Annotated in this window: 15 protein-coding genes; 8 read left to right on the top strand and 7 right to left on the bottom strand. The window is 41.7% G+C overall.

Annotation, left to right across the window (positions count from 1 at the left end; genetic code table 11):
- Positions 1 to 101: 101 nt before the first annotated feature.
- Complete coding sequence (locus tag L0B17_RS03895) at positions 102 to 680, top strand: lipid-binding SYLF domain-containing protein (RefSeq protein ID WP_235087725.1); 579 nt, start codon at positions 102 to 104, stop codon at positions 678 to 680.
- A gap of 204 nt (positions 681 to 884) precedes the next feature.
- On the opposite strand, the gene L0B17_RS03890 is transcribed toward L0B17_RS03895, so the two are convergent.
- The 3 genes from L0B17_RS03890 to L0B17_RS03880 all read right to left on the bottom strand — a co-directional run bounded on the left by L0B17_RS03890 (position 885) and on the right by L0B17_RS03880 (position 6,005).
- Complete coding sequence (locus tag L0B17_RS03890) at positions 885 to 1,754, bottom strand: AraC family transcriptional regulator (RefSeq protein ID WP_235087724.1); 870 nt, start codon at positions 1,752 to 1,754, stop codon at positions 885 to 887.
- Positions 1,755 to 1,891: 137 nt separating this feature from the next.
- The gene (locus L0B17_RS03885) at positions 1,892 to 3,367 is read right to left on the bottom strand and encodes a tryptophan halogenase family protein (RefSeq protein ID WP_235087722.1); all 1,476 of its coding nucleotides are present in this window, start codon (positions 3,365 to 3,367) and stop codon (positions 1,892 to 1,894) included.
- Between the two features lie 67 nt (positions 3,368 to 3,434).
- The gene (locus L0B17_RS03880; protein ID WP_235087721.1) at positions 3,435 to 6,005 is read right to left on the bottom strand and encodes a TonB-dependent receptor; all 2,571 of its coding nucleotides are present in this window, start codon (positions 6,003 to 6,005) and stop codon (positions 3,435 to 3,437) included.
- A gap of 546 nt (positions 6,006 to 6,551) precedes the next feature.
- Between L0B17_RS03880 and L0B17_RS03875 the strand changes: the two genes are divergently transcribed.
- The 4 genes from L0B17_RS03875 (at position 6,552) to L0B17_RS03860 (ending at position 13,009) form a co-directional block, all read left to right on the top strand.
- The gene (locus tag L0B17_RS03875; RefSeq protein WP_272491884.1) at positions 6,552 to 7,826 is read left to right on the top strand and encodes a carbohydrate-binding protein; all 1,275 of its coding nucleotides are present in this window, start codon (positions 6,552 to 6,554) and stop codon (positions 7,824 to 7,826) included.
- Positions 7,827 to 8,176: 350 nt separating this feature from the next.
- Complete coding sequence (locus tag L0B17_RS03870; RefSeq protein WP_235087719.1) at positions 8,177 to 9,457, top strand: MFS transporter; 1,281 nt, start codon at positions 8,177 to 8,179, stop codon at positions 9,455 to 9,457.
- Between the two features lie 77 nt (positions 9,458 to 9,534).
- The gene (locus tag L0B17_RS03865) at positions 9,535 to 10,386 is read left to right on the top strand and encodes an ROK family protein (RefSeq protein ID WP_235087717.1); all 852 of its coding nucleotides are present in this window, start codon (positions 9,535 to 9,537) and stop codon (positions 10,384 to 10,386) included.
- A gap of 4 nt (positions 10,387 to 10,390) precedes the next feature.
- A complete protein-coding gene (locus L0B17_RS03860) occupies positions 10,391 to 13,009 on the top strand; it encodes a family 20 glycosylhydrolase (protein ID WP_235087716.1) in 2,619 nt (872 codons plus the stop codon).
- A gap of 669 nt (positions 13,010 to 13,678) precedes the next feature.
- On the opposite strand, the gene L0B17_RS03855 is transcribed toward L0B17_RS03860, so the two are convergent.
- The gene (locus tag L0B17_RS03855) at positions 13,679 to 14,272 is read right to left on the bottom strand and encodes a hypothetical protein (protein ID WP_235087714.1); all 594 of its coding nucleotides are present in this window, start codon (positions 14,270 to 14,272) and stop codon (positions 13,679 to 13,681) included.
- A 245-nt stretch (positions 14,273 to 14,517) separates the two neighbouring features.
- The gene (locus L0B17_RS03850) at positions 14,518 to 15,726 is read right to left on the bottom strand and encodes an MFS transporter (protein ID WP_235087712.1); all 1,209 of its coding nucleotides are present in this window, start codon (positions 15,724 to 15,726) and stop codon (positions 14,518 to 14,520) included.
- Positions 15,727 to 15,832: 106 nt separating this feature from the next.
- On the opposite strand from L0B17_RS03850, the gene L0B17_RS03845 reads away from it, so the two are divergent.
- Complete coding sequence (locus tag L0B17_RS03845; protein ID WP_235087711.1) at positions 15,833 to 16,624, top strand: AraC family transcriptional regulator; 792 nt, start codon at positions 15,833 to 15,835, stop codon at positions 16,622 to 16,624.
- A gap of 142 nt (positions 16,625 to 16,766) precedes the next feature.
- On the opposite strand, the gene L0B17_RS03840 is transcribed toward L0B17_RS03845, so the two are convergent.
- Both L0B17_RS03840 and L0B17_RS03835 read right to left on the bottom strand, forming a co-directional pair.
- Complete coding sequence (locus tag L0B17_RS03840; RefSeq protein ID WP_235087709.1) at positions 16,767 to 19,115, bottom strand: YgiQ family radical SAM protein; 2,349 nt, start codon at positions 19,113 to 19,115, stop codon at positions 16,767 to 16,769.
- A 207-nt stretch (positions 19,116 to 19,322) separates the two neighbouring features.
- Positions 19,323 to 19,718: an MAPEG family protein gene (locus tag L0B17_RS03835; protein ID WP_235087708.1), complete on the bottom strand. Its 396-nt coding sequence runs from the start codon at positions 19,716 to 19,718 to the stop codon at positions 19,323 to 19,325.
- Positions 19,719 to 19,904: 186 nt separating this feature from the next.
- On the opposite strand from L0B17_RS03835, the gene L0B17_RS03830 reads away from it, so the two are divergent.
- Positions 19,905 to 21,125, top strand: a complete 1,221-nt coding sequence (locus tag L0B17_RS03830; protein ID WP_235087706.1) for a threonine/serine ThrE exporter family protein — start codon at positions 19,905 to 19,907, stop codon at positions 21,123 to 21,125.
- 312 nt (positions 21,126 to 21,437) lie between these two features.
- Positions 21,438 to 23,111, top strand: coding sequence for a hypothetical protein (locus L0B17_RS03825; protein WP_235087705.1), 1,674 nt, complete (start codon positions 21,438 to 21,440; stop codon positions 23,109 to 23,111).
- The last annotated feature ends 60 nt before the right edge of the window (positions 23,112 to 23,171 follow it).

Below are 23,171 nucleotides of genomic sequence, written 5' to 3'. Positions count from 1 at the left end.
AGGCTAGCTTAATTAACATTAATCTTTAACGGTATTGAGTATGCTTAATATGTTAGCTTACTTATATTATCACTAAACTAATGCACCATATTGAGGTATTTATGACACGTTTACTCACCCTGTTCAGTGCAACTATTGTTAGCTTATCTTTGTTATTAAGCCCTGCTAGTTATGCTGATGAATCTAGTTATACCGATGCGATTACTAATTTCAAAAAAGCATCTGAAACCCAGGCATTTTTTAATACCGCATATGGCTATGCGCTATTCCCAACAGTGGGTAAAGGGGGCATTGGCATTGGTGCTGCATATGGTAAAGGCCGTGTGTACAAAAGTGGCGCACACACAGGCGACTCAAGCTTAACCCAAATATCGATTGGTTTTCAGTTAGGTGGTCAAGCCTATAGCGAAATTATCTTCTTCAAAAATGCCAAAGCTTATAATGACTTCACCAGCGGCAGTTTTGAGTTTAGCGCCCAAGCCTCGGCTGTGGCGATTAACGTCGGTGCCAGTGCTCAAGTAGGCACCACTGGCAACTCAGCAGGCGCCGGACAAGCTGGCAGTAACCATGCAGCAAACGCGGTGTACATCAATGATATGGCCATCTTCACCGCAGCAAAAGGTGGTTTGATGTACGAAGCCGCATTAGCGGGTCAGTCATTTACTTTTGATGCAAAGTAACTCAGATTAAACTGCGATGATTTAGTGTCTTCCAGTTAGTTTTACCCAATAAAAATGGCTACCTCAGGTAGCCATTTTTATTTTTTATTCTTATCACTGATTGGAATAGCGTACCTGTCGAGCAGAGTGGGGAGGGAATTGAATGATAAAGTGCCTTTTTAAAAAGTTTCCCCAGCCCCAACTAACCCAATGACCATAATGGTACTATTGTGCATGTTTTAGTCTGAGGCTTTTTTTGAATAGACTAGGCGTGCAACCTTTAATTGAGAGAAAGTGGCGATTGAAATTGGAAATATTATTAAAGCCACATCGATCACTAATCACCGAAATAGGATGATTGGAGTTTATTAATAACTTACAGGCTTTGCCTATTCTTAACTGGTTAATAAATTCAGTCAAAGTACGTTCGGTGCGTTTCTTAAAAAAGCGGTGAAAGTGATTGGTACTCATATGAGCAATGGCTGCCAACTCATCTGCATAGAGTGCCTGGTCAAAATTGTCATAGATAAACTCGATAACCCTATCTAATTTATCTATCCCCGAGTCTGTTTTATCATCATAGGTAAAAAAGCGACTAGATAGCAGTTTAGACTGATTATCTTGAATCATGACGTTGAGTAAATTCATCAACAAGATATAACGGCTAAAGGGATCTGCACTCTCCATCTGTTGAAACAAACAAAGGGCTTGTGCCGTGGACTCTGAACTATACAAAACCCCCCTTGAAGAACGTATTAGCATCTCCTGCAATCCTTGCATCTCGGGGTGCTCAGCAACCTGAGAGTCGAGCCAGACCTTTGGGATTTGAGCCACATATACCACTTGAGTCGATTCATCCTCATTAGCCCCTGAGTGCCAGGTATGAGGCATATGTGGGCCGATACAAACAAGCTCCTGCTCAGAATACTCCTCAATGTGATCGCCAATATATCTCAGTCCTTTACTATTTAAGGTCAAGCAGATCTCATATTCAGGATGGTAATGCCAGCAAAAATCGATACTTGGCAGTTCGTACTTAACAAAACGCCATGAGCTGTTACTCGATGGAATCACTTTCTCGCACATAGGTTTCATGTAAATAAGTCCATTTATTTATTGCCGCCAAATTTCGTTAGAGTCTATCAGGGTTATCATCAAAGGGTATTAGACCTATTTACCATATGTTTTTTTGTGATATATCTAGATTTAATTCTTATAAAACAAAGATTAAATTATTCATGAAAATATTCCTTAACCAAAAACTCACTATAATTCTTGGCCTGCTCAATTAATGCTAAATCTAACATTTGGTGCGGCATAACCAGCGTGTCATCTCGATAATCCATGCCAGCTAATAGGGCATACCAAGAGGGTCTAAAATAGGCCATATCCCTTTCATGACGATGCAGAAACTCATCGAAATCAGCACCACTCTTCCATCTTGCTAATAGGGCAGATAAACGCGGTGAAAGGTATTGCTCCGAGGTTGCCCTGCACCAGTAGTCAGAATCACACCGTTTACTGGTCACATAGTGGCCATGTATGTACTCTTTAACCCCTAGCATGAGTCGCGTGACCCCTTCATTGAACTTCAGCTGTCTCTGCTCTATAGAAATATCCACCTGCGTTAACAACCGAATGAAATACTCAATACTCCACTGGGTGATCATCAAAGCTGTAGCCTCAAGCGGTTCAATAAACCCATGGGATAAACCGATAGCCACCACATTTTGACTCCAAGGCTTACGACGCATGCCAACCTTCATACTGATGTGCCTGAAGTTAACAGTTTTAACGTCAAGATTGAGCTCTGCAGCTAACTCTTTTTCAGCTTCTATTTTAGAGAGATATTGACTGCTATAGACATAACCATTACCGGTACGAGAAGTGAGCGGAATTCTCCACATCCACCCTGCGGACAGCGCTGTAGACTGAGTATACGTGGCCAACTTTTCACTCAGGTTTCTTGGAGTACTGACTGTTACTGCGCAATCATTGAGTAACTCTGTGTCAAATGGCTCAAAGGGAACTTGCAGTGTTTTACCAATCAACAGTGCATTAAAGCCACTGGCATCGATAAAATAATCCGCTTGAATTTCACTACCATCGCCTAACACTAAAGAAATAACATCGCCGCTATCATTCTGATTAACGTTAATAACATCGGCACTAATATGCTTAACCCCTTGAGAGAGTGAAAACTCGCTGAGTACTCCTGCAAGCTTTGCTGCATCAAAGTGATAACCATACTCGGTTTGAACTGGCAGCTTTTTATCAGCAATTGGCGAGAGGTGATGTTGGGCTAAATGTCCTGAAACAAAGAAATTATCACCCTTAATATGTGGCCCAATTCCTCGTCTGCGTGCATTAGCACAGTTAAAAAATATTTCAGCGGGGTTAACGTCTAGAGAAAAATAAAAAGGATGAAAATAGCGGCTGTTATCTCCGTTCCAATTATCGAAATAGATACCATTTTTATAGCTGGCATCGCATCTCACCATCCAGTCTGATTCCTGAAAACCCAGCGAATCCATAAAATGCTTCAGATATGGCGTTGAACCTTCACCCACCCCGATGGTGCCAATACGGCTTGATTCAATCAGTGTTATCTCAAATAGATCAGTGTTTAACTTGCTACTCAATGCCGCTGCCGCCATCCATCCAGAAGTGCCACCACCCACGATGACGATTCGGTTAATTTTTTTCATCCAATCCTCCTTAGCGAACAAAAGGAAAGTCTGTAAACAGACTTTCCTTTTTTAGCACGACAAACTCTTAGAACTGGTAGCTTGCGCTCAAATAGTAGCGTGAACCGAACTCAATGGTGTTTTGAGTCAAATCAAATTTGGTATCTTGTGACTGAATGACCTCATTGGTCAGGTTAACCCCTTCAAGTGTTAAGTTAAGGTGATCCATAGCATGCCAAGTAATAGATGCATCCCATTGACTATAAGCATCGTTCAATACTGCTTGAGTAGCACCAACACCAATCCACTCAGTACGCCAGTTATAGGCAATACGCGTGGTGATATGATCATTTTCAAAGAAAACGGAGCCATTGAAAGAGTTCTCTGATACACCAGGAACCATCTCTTTTTCACCATCTGGGCGGGTGGTTTCACTGTCAACATAAGTGTAGTTACTCAAGACGCCAAATCCTGAATCCCAGCTGTGCTGTAGTTGAAACTCAATACCTTGTACTGATCCTGTCCCCCCATTACGAGGACGGGTAACACGACACTCATTCCAATCCGCCTCTGTTGGGCCACATTTCTCCACAAATTCGACGCTTTCGGTATTAAAGACAACGTTGTCAATTTCTTTGACAAAAATAGCAGAAGAAAGCAGAGAAGAAGACGAAAAGTACCATTCGATGCCTAAATCGGCTTGGTTAGACTTGTAAGGTTGTAGATCTGGATTGCCCCCGCTTGCGCTGCCAATATTAGCCGCAATGTTCAAACCTGGCTTTAAATCACTGTAGTTATTACGCGCCATCACTTGTGACGCCGCGCCACGCACAATAAGATCATCCGCCAAGTTATAAGCAAGGTTCAGGCTCGGCAACCAGTTATCGTAATCTATGCTTTCTTCAAATACTTTACTATCTGCAAAGCCAGTCGACTTTTGCTCTGTTGTCACGTAACGGACTCCAAAGTTACCGCGATAATTGTCACCAGAAAAATCAGCCTGTGCATACAGGGCTAACATGTTCTCATCGACAGCAAAAGTATTACCTTGGTTTACAACCTCTTCAAGCTCACCATTTTGATACTTTTCGCTAATAAAATCCCACCACTTATTTTCATCTAAGTAAGCGTATGCGTTAAGTGTGTTACCGGGTGATTGAGAGTGTAAATCACTCAGCACGCCACCTGTCCAGTTAGACAGATTGCCATTAGGCACAAAACCTAAGATCTCACTTGGGTTACGGTTGTAAGATTGACGAGAAAAATCGCTGGAATTGTACTTGATACCTGAGGCAACATTGTCGATATAGTCGTTATTTAACTCAAAAACAGCATCGAACTGAGCATAAGCAATATCATGTTCCTGAACTGATGTTTCATAGTTAGCTTCTTGAGCATGCTTAAACAGAGATGCATCTGTCGCATCCAGTGATGTCAATTCAACTTGATAAGGACCTGTCGCGTCATAGCTAAAGCCACCATCAACACTGCTTTGCCCATCCGGAAAAGCAGGATCACCTATCTTGCCGCCTTCGTCAGTGGCTGGGATCCACCATGAAGAGGCTCCACCTTGTGTTCCGCCTTCAGAGGTTGACTGACCCACCACACCACTCAAGGTATAACTGTCGCCCGTGTATTTACCCGTTAGGTTCAATACATCAGCTTTCATGTTTACCGCATGACGCACTACCAGGTTGTAAATAATCGAAGCGTAAGCAGGTTGAATGGTTGCCGATTCAGTACCACCTTGAGCATTATTAACCACATTTGTCGCTTCAGAACCACGAGCGCTGACGGTCAAAAAGTTATGGTTTACATGGGGATTATCAAATTCGAAGTTAAAATAATCGAGTGTAAGCTCAACGTTATCAGTAGGCATAAACTGCAGGGTGACTTGAGCACTGGTTCTCTCGCGCTCAGCTTTAAATGCCTGTGAGCCAATACCCCAAGCACCTACTGCGGCGTCTTCACCTGTCGCTTCATTCTCGGCAAAATAGGGATAATATCCACTGAGTGATTCCAACACTTGACGACCACTGGTCAATTTTTCAAGAGAATATGCCGCTAAGATACCGAAGCGCTCATCTTCATCTTTCCAGCTTCCTAGAAATGCACCACCGGGATCATTTTCTTCATACATTGAACTGCGTGCTACCTCTGCAGATACCATATAAGTATTGGCATCTAAATCCAGAGGCTTACGTGTCTGTAGGTTAACTGTTCCCCCCAAAGCTCCCTCTTCGATGCTCGCTTCAGGTGTTTTGTGTACTTCTACCGATGAGATTTGTTCTGCACCCAATAGCTCCATATTGAAAGTACGTGTTGCTGGACCTAAATCGTACCAAGAAGTATTCGCTACTGACTGACCATTAAGCAAAATACGTGACTGCTCAGGTGCGGTACCACGAATCGTCACACCACTCACTTCGCCATACTGTCTGTCAACTGTCACACCCGAAATACGTTGCAGCGCATCGCCGACATTTTTATCTGGGAACTTACCAATATCTTCAGCGGTAATAGCATCAACAATAGAGTTGGCAAACCGCTTAGTATTAAGGGATTGCTCCAAAGAGCGACGCATACCTTTCACTTCAATGACTTCAATGTTATCCGTCGCCTGAGAGTCTTCAGCCAATACAGGGTTTGACGCCCCCATTAGGACTCCTGCGACACAAAGTGCCAAGCTCGAACGTTTGAATTGTTGCAAATTATTATTAATTTTCATGCTAGTCCTATGTTCCAATCACATTCAATGTTAAAAAACATTACTAATCTATACTGATATCCCCCTGCAATTAGGTACCTTTCAATCAAGTTCTGATACTTATCTATCGTAACAATCCATTTTTAGACGAAAATAAAAACAAATGTGAATTTTTAGTTACTTTTAAGTGTGAATAAATAACCTTAGATGAGTAATAATCATGACAGATTAGCTATGTATTTTTAGACATGACATATCTAAACAGCATGAATAGTTCATAGGTTATTACTCCACTTAGGAGTAAATATCATCAAGAGATAACTAAAACTAAAATTAAAATTAAAACTAAAATTGCATAGAATAATATAGAAAAAGATGTGAATCCTATAACCAGAGACGACCAACAAGGATTAAGTTATTCATACGAATATAAGACTGATTATAAAAATAATTGGCAATTTATGTTTCTTCCCTCTGAATAACACTAAGGATCTCACTTTGAAATTAACATCACTTACCTGTGCACTAACGTTTGCTTTTGCTTCTATTTCATATGCACAAGCTAATAACAAAACTATCTACTTAACCTTCGATGATGGCCCGATGAATGCAACCCCAGCACTCATTGAAACCTTAGATAACGCGGGAATTAAAGCCACTTTCTATATCAACGCATGGCATTTAGATGGTATAGCGGATGAAAATGAAGATCTTGCATTAGCAGCATTAATTCAGACGTTAAACAGTGGTCATATCGTCGCTAATCATAGCTATGATCATATGGTACATAACTGTGTTGATGAGTTTGGTCCTACAAGCGGAGCTGAGTGCAATGCAACCGGCGATCACCAAATTAACTCATATCAAGATCCCGTTTTCGATACTTCAATGTTCAGTAAAAACCTAACGGTATTGGAATCTTATATTCCCAATATTCAAAGCTATCCTAACTATAAAGCCGCCAGTTTAGCGCGCCTGCCATACACTAATGGCTGGCGCTCAAGCGGCGAGCTTAAAGGCGATGGTTTATGTGCAACCTCTGACGATTTCAAACCTTGGGAGGCTGGTTATATATGTGACCCAGCGAACCCATCAAACAGTTCAAAAGCTGGGGTTGTAGTATCAAACCTTCTCGCCGATAAAGAGTATATTATTCACGGCTGGGACCTTGATTGGGCTCCTGAAAACTGGGGGATCGCGTTTCCAGCCAACAGCCTAACAGAAGCTGAAGTCTTTTTAACGTATGTAGATGCTGCACTAAACTCCTGTGCGCCTATCTCAATAAACCCCGTAAATTCAAAAACACAAACTTTCCCATGTGGTGATTCACTGCACGCAGACAAAGTGATTATTTTGACCCATGATTTTTTATTCGAAGATGCTAAGCGTGGACAAGGGGCAACGTTGAACCTGCCTAAACTGGCTAAGTTTATCGAACTAGCACAACAAGCGGGTTATAAATTCGATACTATGGATAACTACGCACCACAATGGTTAACTGAAAACAGCTATCAAGCGGGTGATTACGTCACCTACAACAACACAGTATATAAAGCGGTATCTGCTCATACATCTCAGGATAACTGGGCTCCAACCGCCAGTTCAAACCTTTGGTTAAAAAGTACTCCAAGTTCTGTTTGGTCTGAGAATGTCAGCTATCAATCAGGAAATGTCATCACTTATATGGGGCTTGAATATACCATCATTGCAGACCACATTTCGCAAACATCATGGACGCCAAATGTGAGTGACACTCTATTTATAGCCAACTAATTACTCCTTAATAGTTAATATATCAAGCTCACTTTTAAGCAGCCAAAATAAAAGGTCAGTGATTAAATCACTGACCTTTTATCTTTATACTGAACTTGGCATAAGAATGATGTTGATAAAAAAATATAACAGTAATAAATAGCCAGCCAATGTAAAAAATCAACAGCAGTTGAAAAGTATCATAAGTTGATAGTTTAATATCTCTACAAACTTTAAATACAGGCAGTATAAGCGTTACAGAAAATAATTTTATATAAAAATAATAAAAGTTACGTTAATTAAACTAAATCGAGCGACACCTAATACCTTATATATACACTAGATATTAATCACGCAAAGGATGCTGAAAGATGAATAAAAACACGCTGATTTTGGCCTTAGTTTTACTGACATTTTTTGTGGTGTCATTCATCACTAATATACTTGGCCCGCTATTTCCCTCGCTGGTCGCGGACTTTAATTTAAGCCTAGCAATAGCCGGTTTTTTACCTTTTTCATTTTTTGTGGCCTATGGCGTCATGTCTATCCCCTCGGGAATATTGGTCGATAGATTGAGTGAAAAAACCGTACTCTTTATGGCATTTATGATGGCCGCCTTAGGCTCATCTATATTCGCAATATCGCCAAGTTTCTACATGGCCATGTTCTCACTATTCTTAATTGGCACTGGGATGGCCATGCTACAAGTTGCGATTAACCCTCTATTAAGGGTAGTTGGGGGGGAGGAGCATTTCGCCTTCTACTCGGTTTCTGGTCAACTTCTTTTTGGTGCTGCAGGTGCCCTTAGCCCTTTAGTCTACAGCAAGGTCGTGCTTGCCATTGAAGAACCTGAGAGTAACAATTTTTTGATCAGCACACTTCAGACACTCGTTCCTGCCAATATGACTTGGGTGTCGATGTACTGGATATTCGCCCTGATCTCTTTGGTGATGTTAGCGCTAATCATCATGCTTAAATTTCCTAAGGTAAACCGTAAGAACACTGAATCGGTCGGTGCCATAAAAGTATATATCACGCTGTTTAAAGATAAGAAAATCTTACTCTTCTTTATTGCGATTGCGGCCTACGTTGGAACAGAGCAAGGTGTAGCTAATTTTATTTCTATTTTTTTGCAAGAGTACCACGGATTAGACCCTCTTACAGAAGGCGTAGACGTGTTGAGTCAATTTTGGTTGATGCTAACCCTTGGCTGTTTGCTTGGGCTCGTGTTAGTGAAGTTTCTAGACAGCAGACTCGTATTAAAAATATTCTCGCTTAGCGCGATAGTGTCGCTCACTTTGGCGCTATTTGGCCATACGCAGCTGGCATTAGTCGCATTCCCATTAGTCGGCTTTTTCCTCTCTGTTATGTGGTCAGTGATCTTCTCACTCGCGCTTAATTCAGTTGCTGAGCACCATGGTTCGGTGGCAGGCATTCTGTGTACCGGAATTATTGGCGGCGGACTCGCCTCCCCCATAATCGGCGTAATAGCTGACCTATCCGGTAATCTCCGTTTAGGCATGATCGTGATTTATATTACTCTATTTTACATATTCGGCGTCGGTTTCTGGGCCAAGCCACTTATTCATAATAAGACAATTAATCTATTTAAAAACAGCAATAAAGACACGGTCAAAACAAGTAACTTGTAGCGTACACACGCTTAATAAAAACAAGTAACCATCTTAATTAATCTGTCATTAAAAGCAGAGTAACGTCTAGGTTTAATATGAGTTTTCCTTCCATTGTCACTCTCGATATTGGTGGCACTAAAATCAATGCAGGCCGTTACGTTAACGGTGTAATCGAACAATCGCATGCATACGAGTTTTACGCAACTTCCAGCTCTGATGATATTGAGCGTTTTATTATTCACTGCATTGACGCTTTTTTACTACCAAGCACTGTAGGCATCGCCATAGGGGTGCCTTGTATTGTTGATACTCAGCTAGGGGTGGTTTATAACGCAGTGAATATTCCTTCATGGCAAGAGTTTGCTTTAAAAGACAGGCTTGAAGCCCATTTCAAACTCAAAGTTTATGTTAATAACGACGTTAACTGTTTTACCGTAGGTGAACACATTTTTGGTGCAGGCAAAGGCTATGATGCTATTGTCGGCTTATGTTTAGGTACTGGAGTGGGTGCTGGTTTTGTCATTCAAAACCAACTCTACCAAGGGCGTAACTGCAGCGCAGGTGAAGTGGGTGAAGTGCAATACCTCAACTCCTCTATTGATGACTATTGCTCTGGGCGATTCTTCGACATTGAGTATGGCGTCAATGGTGCCACACTTGCCAAGCAAGCTAGATCAGGCAATAAAGAAGCCATTGACGCCTTCGAACAATTTGGTCTGCATTTAGCACAGGCCATCTCTTATCTATTACTGATAATCGACCCTCAAGTCATTGTTATCGGTGGCTCAGTCGCGCACTCTTTTGATCTATTTATCGAAGGTGTCAGGCAAGGATTATCCACGTTTCCCTACCAAAAAGTAGTCGATAATCTGGTAATCGTTCAATCAACTCAAAGTAACAGTGCCCTATTAGGTGCTGCACAACTGCATTTAGAATCTGTTAGGTAACACTATGCATAATAATAAAATACTGATTAGTTTACTCGCACTCTTTAGTCTTTCGAGCCATTCAGCAATGGCCACCAGCCAGATAACAATCAACAAACTGGCCCATGGGCTACAGGTGCAACATGAATTTATCGACTCAAACCCACAAAACTGCCCTAACGAACTTGAACAGTGCTATTTATCTAAAATTCATCTGCTATATCCTCAAGACTTCAACCCTGACATTGAAGGTTGGGGGATCTACTTTAGCCAGTTAACCCCAGTACAGGTCGACTATTCTGACGAGTTTACTATCCATCATATCAATGGCGATTTGCACCGCATCACTCCTACAGATAAGTTTACTGGCTTTAAAGCAAACCACCCTATTAGCATTGAATTTTATAGCTATGGAACTCAGATTACGCGCTCAGAGTTTATGCCCAACTACTTTGTTCATGCAGATGGGCTAAGCGCCAAAATCATCGACAGCACCCGTACTGGTATCGATCCGGAAACAGGGCTTGAAACTCAAAATTACTTGCTGCCTTTTACCAACAAACAGTCTCAATTTAAATTAACCCCTACCGATAACACCCGCTGGGCTGATGCTGCATACCTTTATGCAAACACCGCCAAGGTGCCTGATAACATAGATGTCAGCAGCAGCTTAGTACCACAACCCACATCGACCAAGGTGCTTTCTGATGTCAAAATCAAGCTTGATAATGGTTTAGCATTGAACTTGCAGGGGATATCGGTAGAATCACTCATTCCCGCCATTGCCAGACTCAATTTATTTGGTTTTCACCTAAACTCCCAAGGTTTACCGGTAACGATTAACGTCGATAATAACGTCGCTATGGATAATGAAGGTTACCGCTTTATCAGCCAACAGCGCGGCATCACCATCAATGCCAAAACAGATACTGGCGCCTTTTACGGGCTTATCTCCCTCGCCGGTTTAGTCTCCATTGATGACCAGACCATCCCTTCACTAGCGATCAATGATCAACCTCGATATGCCTTTAGAGGTTTGCATATTGATGTCGCACGAAACTTTTTATCTAAAGCATTTCTCTTAAAAACTATTGACCAGATGGCGGCATATAAGCTCAACAAACTGCATCTTCACCTTGCCGATGACGAAGGTTGGCGCATCGAAGTCCCTGGGCTACCAGAGCTCACTAACGTAGGATCAAAGCGATGTTTTAATGCTCCCGATAAATGCCTAATGCCACAGCTTGGCAGTGATATTAGCGGAGTGAGCCAAAGTGATGGCTACTACAGTGTAAAGGACTACCAAGAGATTCTAGCTTTTGCCAAAGCGAGGCATATACAAGTCATTCCTTCACTGGACATGCCCGGTCATAGCCGCGCAGCAATCCACGCCATGGAAGCCAGATATCAACACTACTTATCGAAAGGGGAAAGTGATAAAGCCAACCAATATCGCTTAGTCGAACCTGAGGACAAAACTCAATATAGCTCGATTCAACATTACTCGGATAACACGCTGAACGTTTGTTTAGAGTCAACGTATGACTTTATCGACAAGGTGATTAGTGAAGTTCAAGCCATTCATCAACAAGCAGGAACACCACTAAATACCTATCATATTGGCGCCGATGAAACAGCAGGTGCTTGGATAGACTCGCCAGCTTGTGACATATTAAGAAGCCAAAAAGCAGACCAAATTGCGGGGCTACACACCCTCAATGGCTACTTCATTGAACGTATATCAGCCATGTTGTTAGGCAAGAGTATAAAAGTAGCGGGTTGGAACGATGGTATGGGGGAAACTCGCCCACAGAATATGCCAGCTCAAGTACAAACCAACTCATGGTCATTGCTGTTCGAAAAAGGCCATATCCCTACCCATAAACAGGCTAATTATCGCTGGGATACTGTCATATCAACACCTGAAGCCACCTATTTTGACTTCCCATATCAAGCACACCCAGAAGAACCTGGAAACCATTGGGCAGCAAGAAACATTAGCACCCGTAAAGTGTTTGAGTTTATGCCAGATAATCTACCGGCTCACGCCGAGTTTTGGTTTGATAGCACCAATCACCCCTACCGCACTGATGACAGCAACACTCCACTTGCACCAGGCGTACGCTACAAAGGTATGCAGGGACATTTATGGAGTGAGATGATAAGAAGCGATCAACAAGCCGAGTTTATGCTTTTTCCACGTCTACTCGCCTTAGCTGAGCGTGCTTGGCATAAAGCAGAATGGGAACTTAAATACGACTACTCAGGTAAGGTCTACGATAAAAACACAGGCTACTTTACCCAACAAGCACAGCAAGCAAGAGAGCTGGACTGGCAGCGATTCGCTACTACCGTTGGCAATAAAGAGTTAGCGAAACTAGCAAAATATGACGTATTTTATCGCATCCCTACCGTTGGAGCTAAAATTGAAGACGGTCATTTAAAGGTTATCGTTCCCTTCCCTGGTATCGCCATTGAATATCAGCAAGTCTTAAAACAAAGTGATATTGATAAAGCTCAAGCGCCCAACCAAGACGCTGCGAAATGGATACCTTACACCTCTGAGGTAAAAGTAAACGGGTCAATAAATATTAGAGCCATAAGTGCTGACGGCACACGTAAAGGCAGGACGTTACATCTGTAGCCTTAAAGCAAGTATCATTTCCACAGCATTGCGCATTGCTCAGGTTTACGCTTAATAGTTTCCACTGCGTAAGCCTTGGCAGGCTGCTATCTTGTGTTTTTTGCTCGCTAGCGGAATAACTTGCCCTCGCCTGCATGGGGCTCATTACATCTTGTACCCAATAAAAATGGCTACCTCAGGCAGCCATTTTATTTTTTATTATTATCGCTAGTTGGAATAGCACGTATTTCGAGCAAAATGGGCAATTGAATGAGAGATGTCTTGTATAACGTTAACCCTGTGCCAACTATTTACCAATAGATTATTGGTATTGGTTCGATTAATAAAGACTAACACGTCATGTGTAGTGGTTATACTCTACTCTGATTTGTGGATTTAATTCAAGATTTTCTGTCACATTTATATCTGAATTTATTATTAAAAATAGATACTTGTATAGATATATCCTAATTAGGCTAAATCGAAGAAATTGAATGGCGAAGTGTAGATGCGGTTGAGGGTATCGAAAACAGGGATGTTTTCGTTAAGCGGCCACGGATGCCGTACAGCGTCCCGAAGAAGTATTTACATATAGCCAAGCTGCTGGCAATGGTTAAGTGGCCAGTTTAAATAACACCCACTTACCTTTACTCAGCAAAAGCTTGGCTCAACCTTTAACTTAATCGACTGTTACTTATGCCCCCAAGGCGTTGGCGGTAATGCTACTGGTTTGGTTAAGTCAAAATCAACTCTAAAATCACGAGCTTCGCGGGTAAGGCGATAAGTAAATGAGTTTGGCTCAATATACATGTGCCATACATTCGTTACTGACTGGTCTAGACCATTCTGTTTAAAGTTTGCAATAGACTCTGCATCAACTGGAAATGATTGTTGGGTAACGGTGCCAGAATCTATGGTATCGCCACCGTACATAGTGACTTTATCTTCTGTACCATCTTTATGGCGGTGATCATGCTTTAAGCGTAAACCGGTTTCGGTTTTGCTGATTACCCAAGTACGAGAATGGTCGTCGCCAACATGAAATGGCACTTTCAATTCAGTGTCGCTGCACTCACGTACATGCATCACTAATTTCTTGCCACTAAAGCCATCATCAGCACTGCTACCAGCAGTAACAACGCCTTCAAATGCTTTGCCACACTGAGCGGATAAAGCATCAAAATATTGCTCTTGGGTAGCATCAGCCGCCAGCACAGAAGATGAAGCCAATGCACTTATGGCGAGAGAAAAGGTCACGGTTTTTAACATAGGAGTTGTTATCATTATTTTACCTATTGGAGTAGAAATACTATCAAGATTGCATAAAACTGGTTTGGGTTAACAGTAGAATTATGCGTTAAGCACTTACCATATCAAGGTTTATTTAATTGAACCTGAACGGTATTGGCTTGCCCAGTTGCTGCTGCGCAAGCTAGGCGCGGACAACCACTTAATAGGTATATTAATGAATACTAACCGAGAACATTACTGGTAGAAACGCTATCGCTGACTAAGCATAAAGCTATAGCTTAGTCGGTAGATTTTTCTAATGTGGTATTTCTACCACCACCTAAGCCAAACAATGCACACAATACCGCCGCAATAGCGCATAACCATAATGCAGCATCCCAACTTCCTGTTGTAGAGTGGAGCGATCCAGCAATCATAGGCCCTACAGCCGCCAGAGAATAACCCATACATTGTGACATACCAGAAAGCGAGGCCGCCTGTTGTGCACTATCTGTGCGTAAACTAATAAATGATAATCCCAAAATAAAACATGCCCCAGAACTAAAGCCTAAAGTTATCGTCCATGCAAAAGCATAATGAGGCATATACAGTAATCCTAATACACTTACAGCACTGAACATGCCCAAAATAAAGCTTAATGCACGCTGATCTTTTAACTTAGTCAGTAAAGGGATTAACACCAAACCAGGTAATGCTGTCGCTATTTGAAAAGCGCCGTGATAAGTACCAGCTTGTATCGCAGAGTGGCCAGTATCGGTAAGAATACTCGGCAGCCAAGTAATAATGATATAAGTTAATAAAGAGTTTAACCCGAGTAATAAGGTAATTTGCCAGGCTAATAAATAACGCCATACACTTTTTGCGGTGGCAGATAGCGGCGCAATATTAGCGGGACGAGTATGTTTACCTAATTGTGCAGTCCATATAATTAAACTGGCTAACGTCAATATTGCAGCTGAGCCAAGTGCAAGTTGCCACCCCAAACCGTTTAACTGGCTCAGCGGAAATACCATCGCTGAAAAACCACCTGATGTTACTCCCATAGTTAACACATAGGCTGACGTCATTAGTGCTACTTTAGTGGCAAAATCACGCTTAATTAAACTAGGCAATAACACATTAGCAATGGCAATGCCCACGCCAATAATAGTTGTGCCAATAAATAACATTGCAGCTGAGTTTACAAACCGAGAGGCAATACCCACCATAATAAGTATTAAAGCAATAAATAGCGCATGCTCTAACCCTTGTTTTCTAGCAAGCGTGGCGGCCATAGGGGAAATAACGGCAAAAGCAATTAGCGGTAAGGTAGTTAAAAAGCCCGCTTGTGATCCACTAAAACCAAAGTGATCAATAATTTGCGCCAACACAGGGGCAATTCCGGTGAAAGGAGCACGTAAATTAGCCGCAATAAGCAAAATACCCACAACAAGTAATATGCCTGACAAACGGGAGTGCGGTATATGATCCAACTTAGATATTGCCATAAAGTATGTTCGTTTCATGCCTCTAGTAATGGTGACTAGTATAAAAGTTTAGCCAGTTATATAATTTGGAAATTGTGACATAAAATAACTAAAAACAGACAAAAACATGTTTAAACCTATTGGCTGGGATGAAATAGAAAATTTTGAATATATGGCACAGCCTATTATTGCCAAAAAAGAACATGTTTACGCCAGTCATGAAATCCCTTTACATACTCATCCTAAAGGGCAGTTAATTTTAGCCTTACATGGATATGTTACTTGCGAAGTGTCTGCCAAAATGTGGATGGTGCCAACCCATAGCGCTATTTGGATCCCTGCACATAAAGTCCACAGCAATAGAGCTTCTGACAACGCTAAATTATGCCATTTATTTATTGATGCCAGTAAACAAGGCATGCCTACCAATACATGCACATTAGCGATTTCACCACTGGTAAAAGAATTAATTTGTACGCTGGCTGATTGCGATCAACATTACGATTTAAACAGTAAAACCGCACGCCTTGCGCAGGTATTATTTGAACAGCTAATCGATATGCCTATTCAGCCCTTAGATTTTATATTATCTAAAAATATTATTATTCAAACCATCAGCCGACAGCTGATCAATCAGCCTAATAATCGCAAGACGCTGCCACAATGGGCCGAACAGTTTGCACTAACAGAACGCACACTGGCGCGGTTGATAAAAAAAGAAACAGGAATGACGTTTGGAAAGTGGCGCATGCAGCTGCATATTATTATGTCACTACAAGCACTATCAGATAATCAAAGTGTACAGCAAGTATCTGAATTATTGGGGTATGAATCGGTAAGTGCATTCATTACTATGTTTAAAAAAGTGATGCTGAAATCACCGATGAAATACATAAATGAATTAAACACTTACCCATAATAAGTTGTGCTAACTTACCTTAAGATCACAGTTTTAACGCTTAACCTCAACATTATGTACTGACAAAATAACGCTAAACTCAGCTTAAGTAAGCTGAGTTAGCGATCACTTCGGTAGCAACATATTATCAATAGCTTAAAAGCTACTTTGCCCCTTGGGCTGATTTAGCATTTACGGGTTTACGTTGATGCTTAGACGGTGTTGCCCAACCACTACTTTTACCACCCGTTTTACTGGCATTAGCTTTGTTAGCATTAGCTTTATTTGCACCAGTTTTAGCTTGTCCACTCGCCGCTTTCGGCTTTTTATCTGCTGTGGTGTCGCCCTTACGATCATCAAATTGATTTGATGAAAAACGGGTCATGGCTTTTTGGCCATCTTGCTTACCATCGGCTTTGGCAGACGACTTAGCCGGTTTTTGGCCCCACTTAAGTTTTGTTTGCTCGTTGCGGGTTTCTGGCGGCACTAAACAGCTTGGGCTATTACCAATCAGTGATTCTTTGCCCATGGCGATTAAAGCTTCACGGATCATCGGCCAGCCTGCTGGGTCGTGGTAACGTAATAGGAATTTATGTAATTTACGTTGACGACCTTTTTTAGGCACACTGACTATCTCACTGGTGTGCTTCACATTTTTAAGTGAATTTAACTCAGTGTGGTAAATCGTGGTGGCATTAGCCATAGGCGATGGATAAAAGTTTTGTACCTGGTCTAACTTAAATTTTTGACCTTTAAGCCATAGTGCCAAGTTGACCATATCTTCATCTGTGGTGCCTGGGTGAGCTGAGATAAAGTAAGGGATCAAAAACTGTTCTTTACCCGCCTCTTTAGAGAACTTGTCGAACAATTCTTTAAACTTATCATAGGTGCCCATACCTGGCTTCATCATCTTGCTTAATGGGCCTTCTTCGGTATGTTCTGGAGCAATTTTTAAATAACCACCCACATGATGCTTAGCTAACTCTCTAATATAATCAGGGTTTTCAATCGCTAAATCGTAACGAACACCCGATGCAATCAATACCTTTTTAATACCTGGTACTTCACGTGCCGCTTTATATAAGTCGATGGTGTGTTTATGATCTGTGCCTAAATGACCACATATAGACGGATAAACACAGGATAAACGACGACAGGTTTTTTCGGCTTTTTCGCTAGTACAGCCTAAGCGATACATGTTAGCGGTTGGGCCACCTAGGTCAGAAATAACGCCGGTAAAGCCTGGCACTTTTTCTTGAATATCTTTAATTTCTTTAATAATCGATTCTTGTGAACGACTTTGGATAATACGGCCTTCATGTTCAGTAATCGAACAGAATGAACAACCACCAAAACAACCTCGCATAATGTTAATTGAAGTTTTGATCATGTCGTAAGCAGGTATTTTTTCTTGGCCATAAACAGGATGTGGCACACGCTGATAAGGCAAATCAAATACCGCATCCATTTCATCGGTATTTAACGGCCAAGCAGGTGGGTTAACCCACACACCGCGATTAGCATCGTGTGGCTGGAATAACGCACGGGCACAACCTGGGTTTTGCTCTTGGTGTAAAATACGTGATGCGTGGGCGTATAAATACTTATCACCCGCAACCTTGTCATAGGCTGGCAATAATACGTAGGTTTTATCCCAAGGTTTGGGTCTTGGCGGTTGTACGCTGATCGCTTTGGGTGCATCGTTATCAAAAATTTTGTTATCAGTTGGCCCTGATAATTTAGCGCAGCCAACGTCATCTGCCCCATAAGGATTAGGAATAGGTTCAATTTTATGCAGTTGATCAATTTTACGTGAATCCATGCCGCGCCAGCCTGGCATAGCCTCTTTACGCATTACTGCTGTGCCACGCACATCGTCAATATCGCCAATCGCTTCACCACTGGCGATACGGCGAGCAACTTCCATTAAAGGACGTTCGGCATTGCCGTAAACTAAAATGTCGGCTTTAGCGTCAAAAATAACACTGCGACGCACTTTATCTGACCAATAATCATAGTGGGCTATCCGGCGTAAACTCGCTTCGATGCCGCCTATAATTACCGGAACCTCTTTGAATGCTTCTTTACAACGTTGGGTATAAACCGTCACGGCGCGATCAGGGCGTTTACCACCAATATCACCCGCGGTATAGGCATCATCATGGCGTAATTTTCGATCAGCGGTGTAACGATTAATCATCGAATCCATGTTGCCAGCGGTAACACCAAAAAATAAGTTTGGTCGTCCTAACTGCATAAAGTCTTCTTTGCTTGACCAATCAGGTTGGGAAATGATCCCCACCCGATAACCTTGCGCCTCTAGCATACGGCCGATAACTGCCATGCCGAAACTAGGATGGTCGACGTAAGCGTCGCCAGTCACAATGATAATGTCACAGCTATCCCAACCCAGCTTATTCATTTCTTTGCGGGACATAGGTAAAAATGGCGCCGCGCCGAAGCTTTCGGCCCAAAATTTGGGATAACTAAATAATGTTGACTCAACTTGCATGTGTATGACCTAAAAATTGAAAAATACGCCAAAGAAGCGGACGCGAAGTATAGCAGTTGGTAAAGCGGAAGTGTGACTAAAAAAGCAGCAAAGGTAAAATAATTTTATGTTTCAGGTAGAACTAAAACCCTATTAAATAAGTGGATATAGCAGGCTTCCACTTATTTATAGCTGCGATTGCGGGTAACTTGCAAAGCAGCTAATTGATTATAAACCGATAAAAAAACCAATATTAGCCAAAGCTAAACCTAGGGTGACGATCCAGGTGGTTAATACTCCCCAGAAACGACCGAAATGATAGCCGCCTTTACCGTGGGTTAACCCTATGGCGTGTAGCAAACGTGCCACAATCCAAGCAGTACCAAAACAATGAAGCAAGTAAACAGGCATACCATTGCTTTCTGCCAGTCCAAGTAAAATTAGCACCATTGGTGCATTTTCTAATAAGTTGCCATGGACTCGCATAGCTAACGATAAATCTTTATTGCCACCACTACCAATACCGATAGCATGAAAACGTCGTAATTTAACAATACGATAAGCCATTGCGAGAACCAATAACCTGGTCAAACTAGCGTACAAACCCGTTACCAATAAAGCCATTTTTTGCTCCTGTCTATTTTTGTCACGCTATCATAACCATAAATCTCTAAACTATCACCTTGATAAACTCAGCTCAGAGTTTAATGACTAGTATTGAAGGTAAATAGTTTATCGATTAATAACAGCGGATCGGTTACTATTCGCTGCATTATTAACCCAAGATTAATTAAGAGTGACTGACGGCCAGTGGATAATCAAGACTTTATCGAAAAACGTAGATTTATCATTAAATTAGGTAAAGCATTACACAAGTTTGGCACGCCAGCTTATCGCCTTGAATCTCATTTGCAGACGGTATCTCACACCCTTGGTATTGAGGGTTATTTTCTTATCTCGCCAACGTCTATGACCTTTGTTTTACAGCATGATACTGAACAAGAATACAACCATGTTGCTCGTGTCAAACCCGGTGATTTAGATTTAGGCTCACTGGCACGTACCTTTGAGTTAGTTGAAGAGTTAAGCTCTGGCCAACGCACTTTGCAAGAGGCGCTTGACCGTTTAGAGGAAATTGCCAATAAACCTAATCCCTACGGCCATAAACTCACTTTATTAGCCTTCGGCTCAAGTGCGGGTGCCTTTGCTATGCTGATGGGCACGGGTTGGCATGATGTTTTCTGGTCTGCCATGCTGGGGCTAATTGTATACAGTTTAGTGTTTTGGGCTGAGCGCTCTAAACGCGTTGCCGAAATGCTAGAGCCTTTAGCCGCGGTTGTTGTTGCTATCTTGGCCTGCGGTATTGCTCAATTTGATGCCAGTATTAACTTACCTGTTACTATTTTGTCTGGAGTAATTATCTTTGTCCCTGGTTTAGCATTGACCTTGGGCTTAGCAGAGTTAGCCGCGCGAGATTTAATATCAGGCACGGCACGCATAATGGATGCCGTTATGCAGTTGTTTAAACTGTATTTTGGCGCCGTACTTGGGATGACAATCGGTAAAGCCATTTTTGGCGAAGCGATTTACATTGACCCTGAACCATTGCCTAGATGGGCCATTTGGTCTGCGGTGCCTATGCTATCTATGTCACTGGTTATTATCTTTAAAGCCCGTCTTAAAGATTCCCCATGGGGCGTATTTGCAGGCATAGTGGCATTTTTCTCAGCCATGTTAGGCGGAATTTATTTAGGCGAATCCATTGGTATTTTTGTGGGTGCACTTGCTGTAGGTATTTATTCCAATTTATATGCACGTTGGATGAAAGCTCCCGCGTCTATAGCTCTGTTACAAGGCATTGTTATTTTGGTGCCCGGCAGCAAAACCTATATTGGTCTCAACGCGCTTATTTCAGGTGAAACTATGTTGAATCAGGCTCACCTTGGCTCGCAAATATTCTTAATCTTTATGTCGCTTATTGCAGGGCTTATTTTTGCTAACGTCATAGTCCCTCCTAGGCGATCTTTATAAGCTGTAGTTATATTTGAATAAATCAGCAGGCGACGACTTTTCGGCCTGCTTAATTTTTTAGCTTCACAATATTATTCAGTCCGCTTAGTACTTAACCATTCTAGTGACCTACAACCTAGCTAAACTCGTCAGTTAGGCTTTTAAATAGCCAATATCAAAAACAATACCCATCAAATACAGCAAACACTTGACTCTCTATCAATTCAGGTGTGTTATTAAACATGATAACAACAAAAATAAAACATTAATAAGCGATTAAAAAATCATTTTAGAAACAATTACCCTAGAAATAATCATTTAAAGGACATCTTGATGCCCAAAACCTGTTTAGTGTTACTGAGCATCGCGTGTTCAACTTTGCCATTATCCGCCTTTTCAGCTGAGGTTGTTCCAAATAATAAGTCGTTAATACAGCCAACAGAAACAACTTCCCCCGTAGCGAAAGATGCACCAAATTCGACGGTTAAAGTCAGTAAAATAGTGGTGCAAAGCAACCCTATTTTTGATGAGTCAGACCCCGAGTCATTCTTTATTCATCGCTGGGCAAACTATCTACATATCAATACCACCGACTCAACTATCATAGATAATTTAAGCTTTGAAGTGGGTGATGATATTAATCAAAAAGACATGCTAGAAGCACAACGCCTTTTACGATCTGAATCTTACATTCGTGATGCAAAAATTACCGTTACCCAAAAAGCCCCCGACGCTGATGCCACCGCAGACCAAACCGTACTGGTTGAAACATGGGATAACTGGTCCCTGTTGCCGACGATGAGCTTGAGTAAAAATGGCGGTGGCACGAAATACTCTTTCGGCATTAAAGAGGATAACTTACTCGGTTTAGGTATTAATACCCGAGTAAAATATCAAGCTAGCGATGACAGAACTGGCTATAAGTTTGCCTTTAGCGCACCGGTAAAAGCCATCAAGCATGCCATTGTTGCAGCAGACTTTTACGATAATAGTGACGGCCAAGCCACTGCGTTAGCCTTTTATAAACCTTTTTATGCTTTAGATACTAAAAACATGTATGGCGCCTCTTGGGTACAAGATGAGCGAACAGACATCATTAGGCAAAATGGTGTCGACGTAAACGAATTTAAACATAATGTCGAGTTTGCTAACCTTACCTATGGTTGGTTATTAAACCGAAGTAAAGATGAGCTTAACCGTGTGACACTGGGGGTGACTCAAGATAGCCATTACTTTGAAAACCTTGAAATGTATCCACTCAATGAATTACCGGTTGATCGTGACTTTATCTACCCTTGGATAGGTTATGAATATTTACAAGATGAGTTTACTGTTCTTAATAATATTCACCTTATCGGCAACAACGAAGATTTTAATTTAGGCTGGCATCATACCGTTAAGCTGGGTTTTGAAACTAATGATGTGGCTGATGATGCTAACCTGGGATATCACCTGAACCTACTCAGTACTCGTGGTTGGCAATCAGACAGACATCTGTTTTTAATAAAGCTACAGGGCGAGGCTGATTTAGCCACCGGCCAACAAGATTTTTATAATATTTCGTTAGCATCTGAATACTTCTATAACATCACAGATAAATGGACGGCTTACACCAAAGCTGTGGTGGCAACCTCTCAGAATAACTACCTTGACCGTACCTTTGCTTTAGGTGATGAAACTGGCATTAGAGGGTATCCTAATGATTACCAACACGGTGACAATCAATGGGTGTTTACCGCTGAATTAAGAAATTATCCTAATATTAATTTATATCAACTTGCCGATTTAGGCTGGGCTTTATTTACCGATGTTGGCCAGGCATTTGGTGGCACAGATGAATTTAATGAAGTCAATGACCCTATAGGTAGCATTGGTATTGGCGCTCGTATTTACTCATCAAAATCCAGTTACGGCAATATTGCCCACATTGATATTGCCAAGCCGTTCACTAACGGGCAAGACATGAATAGCTGGGAGTTTAGATTCCAAATTAAAGATCACTTCTAACCCACCAGCTCGATAGCAAACATAGGAGCTGAACCGTAGAAAATATGTGGGGCCAGGCGT

The sequence above is a fragment of the Shewanella sp. OMA3-2 genome (assembly GCF_021513195.1).
Lineage (GTDB): Bacteria > Pseudomonadota > Gammaproteobacteria > Enterobacterales > Shewanellaceae > Shewanella.
Note: the sequence above shows the minus strand (reverse complement) of the source record. Positions and strands in the feature narration are given on the sequence as shown.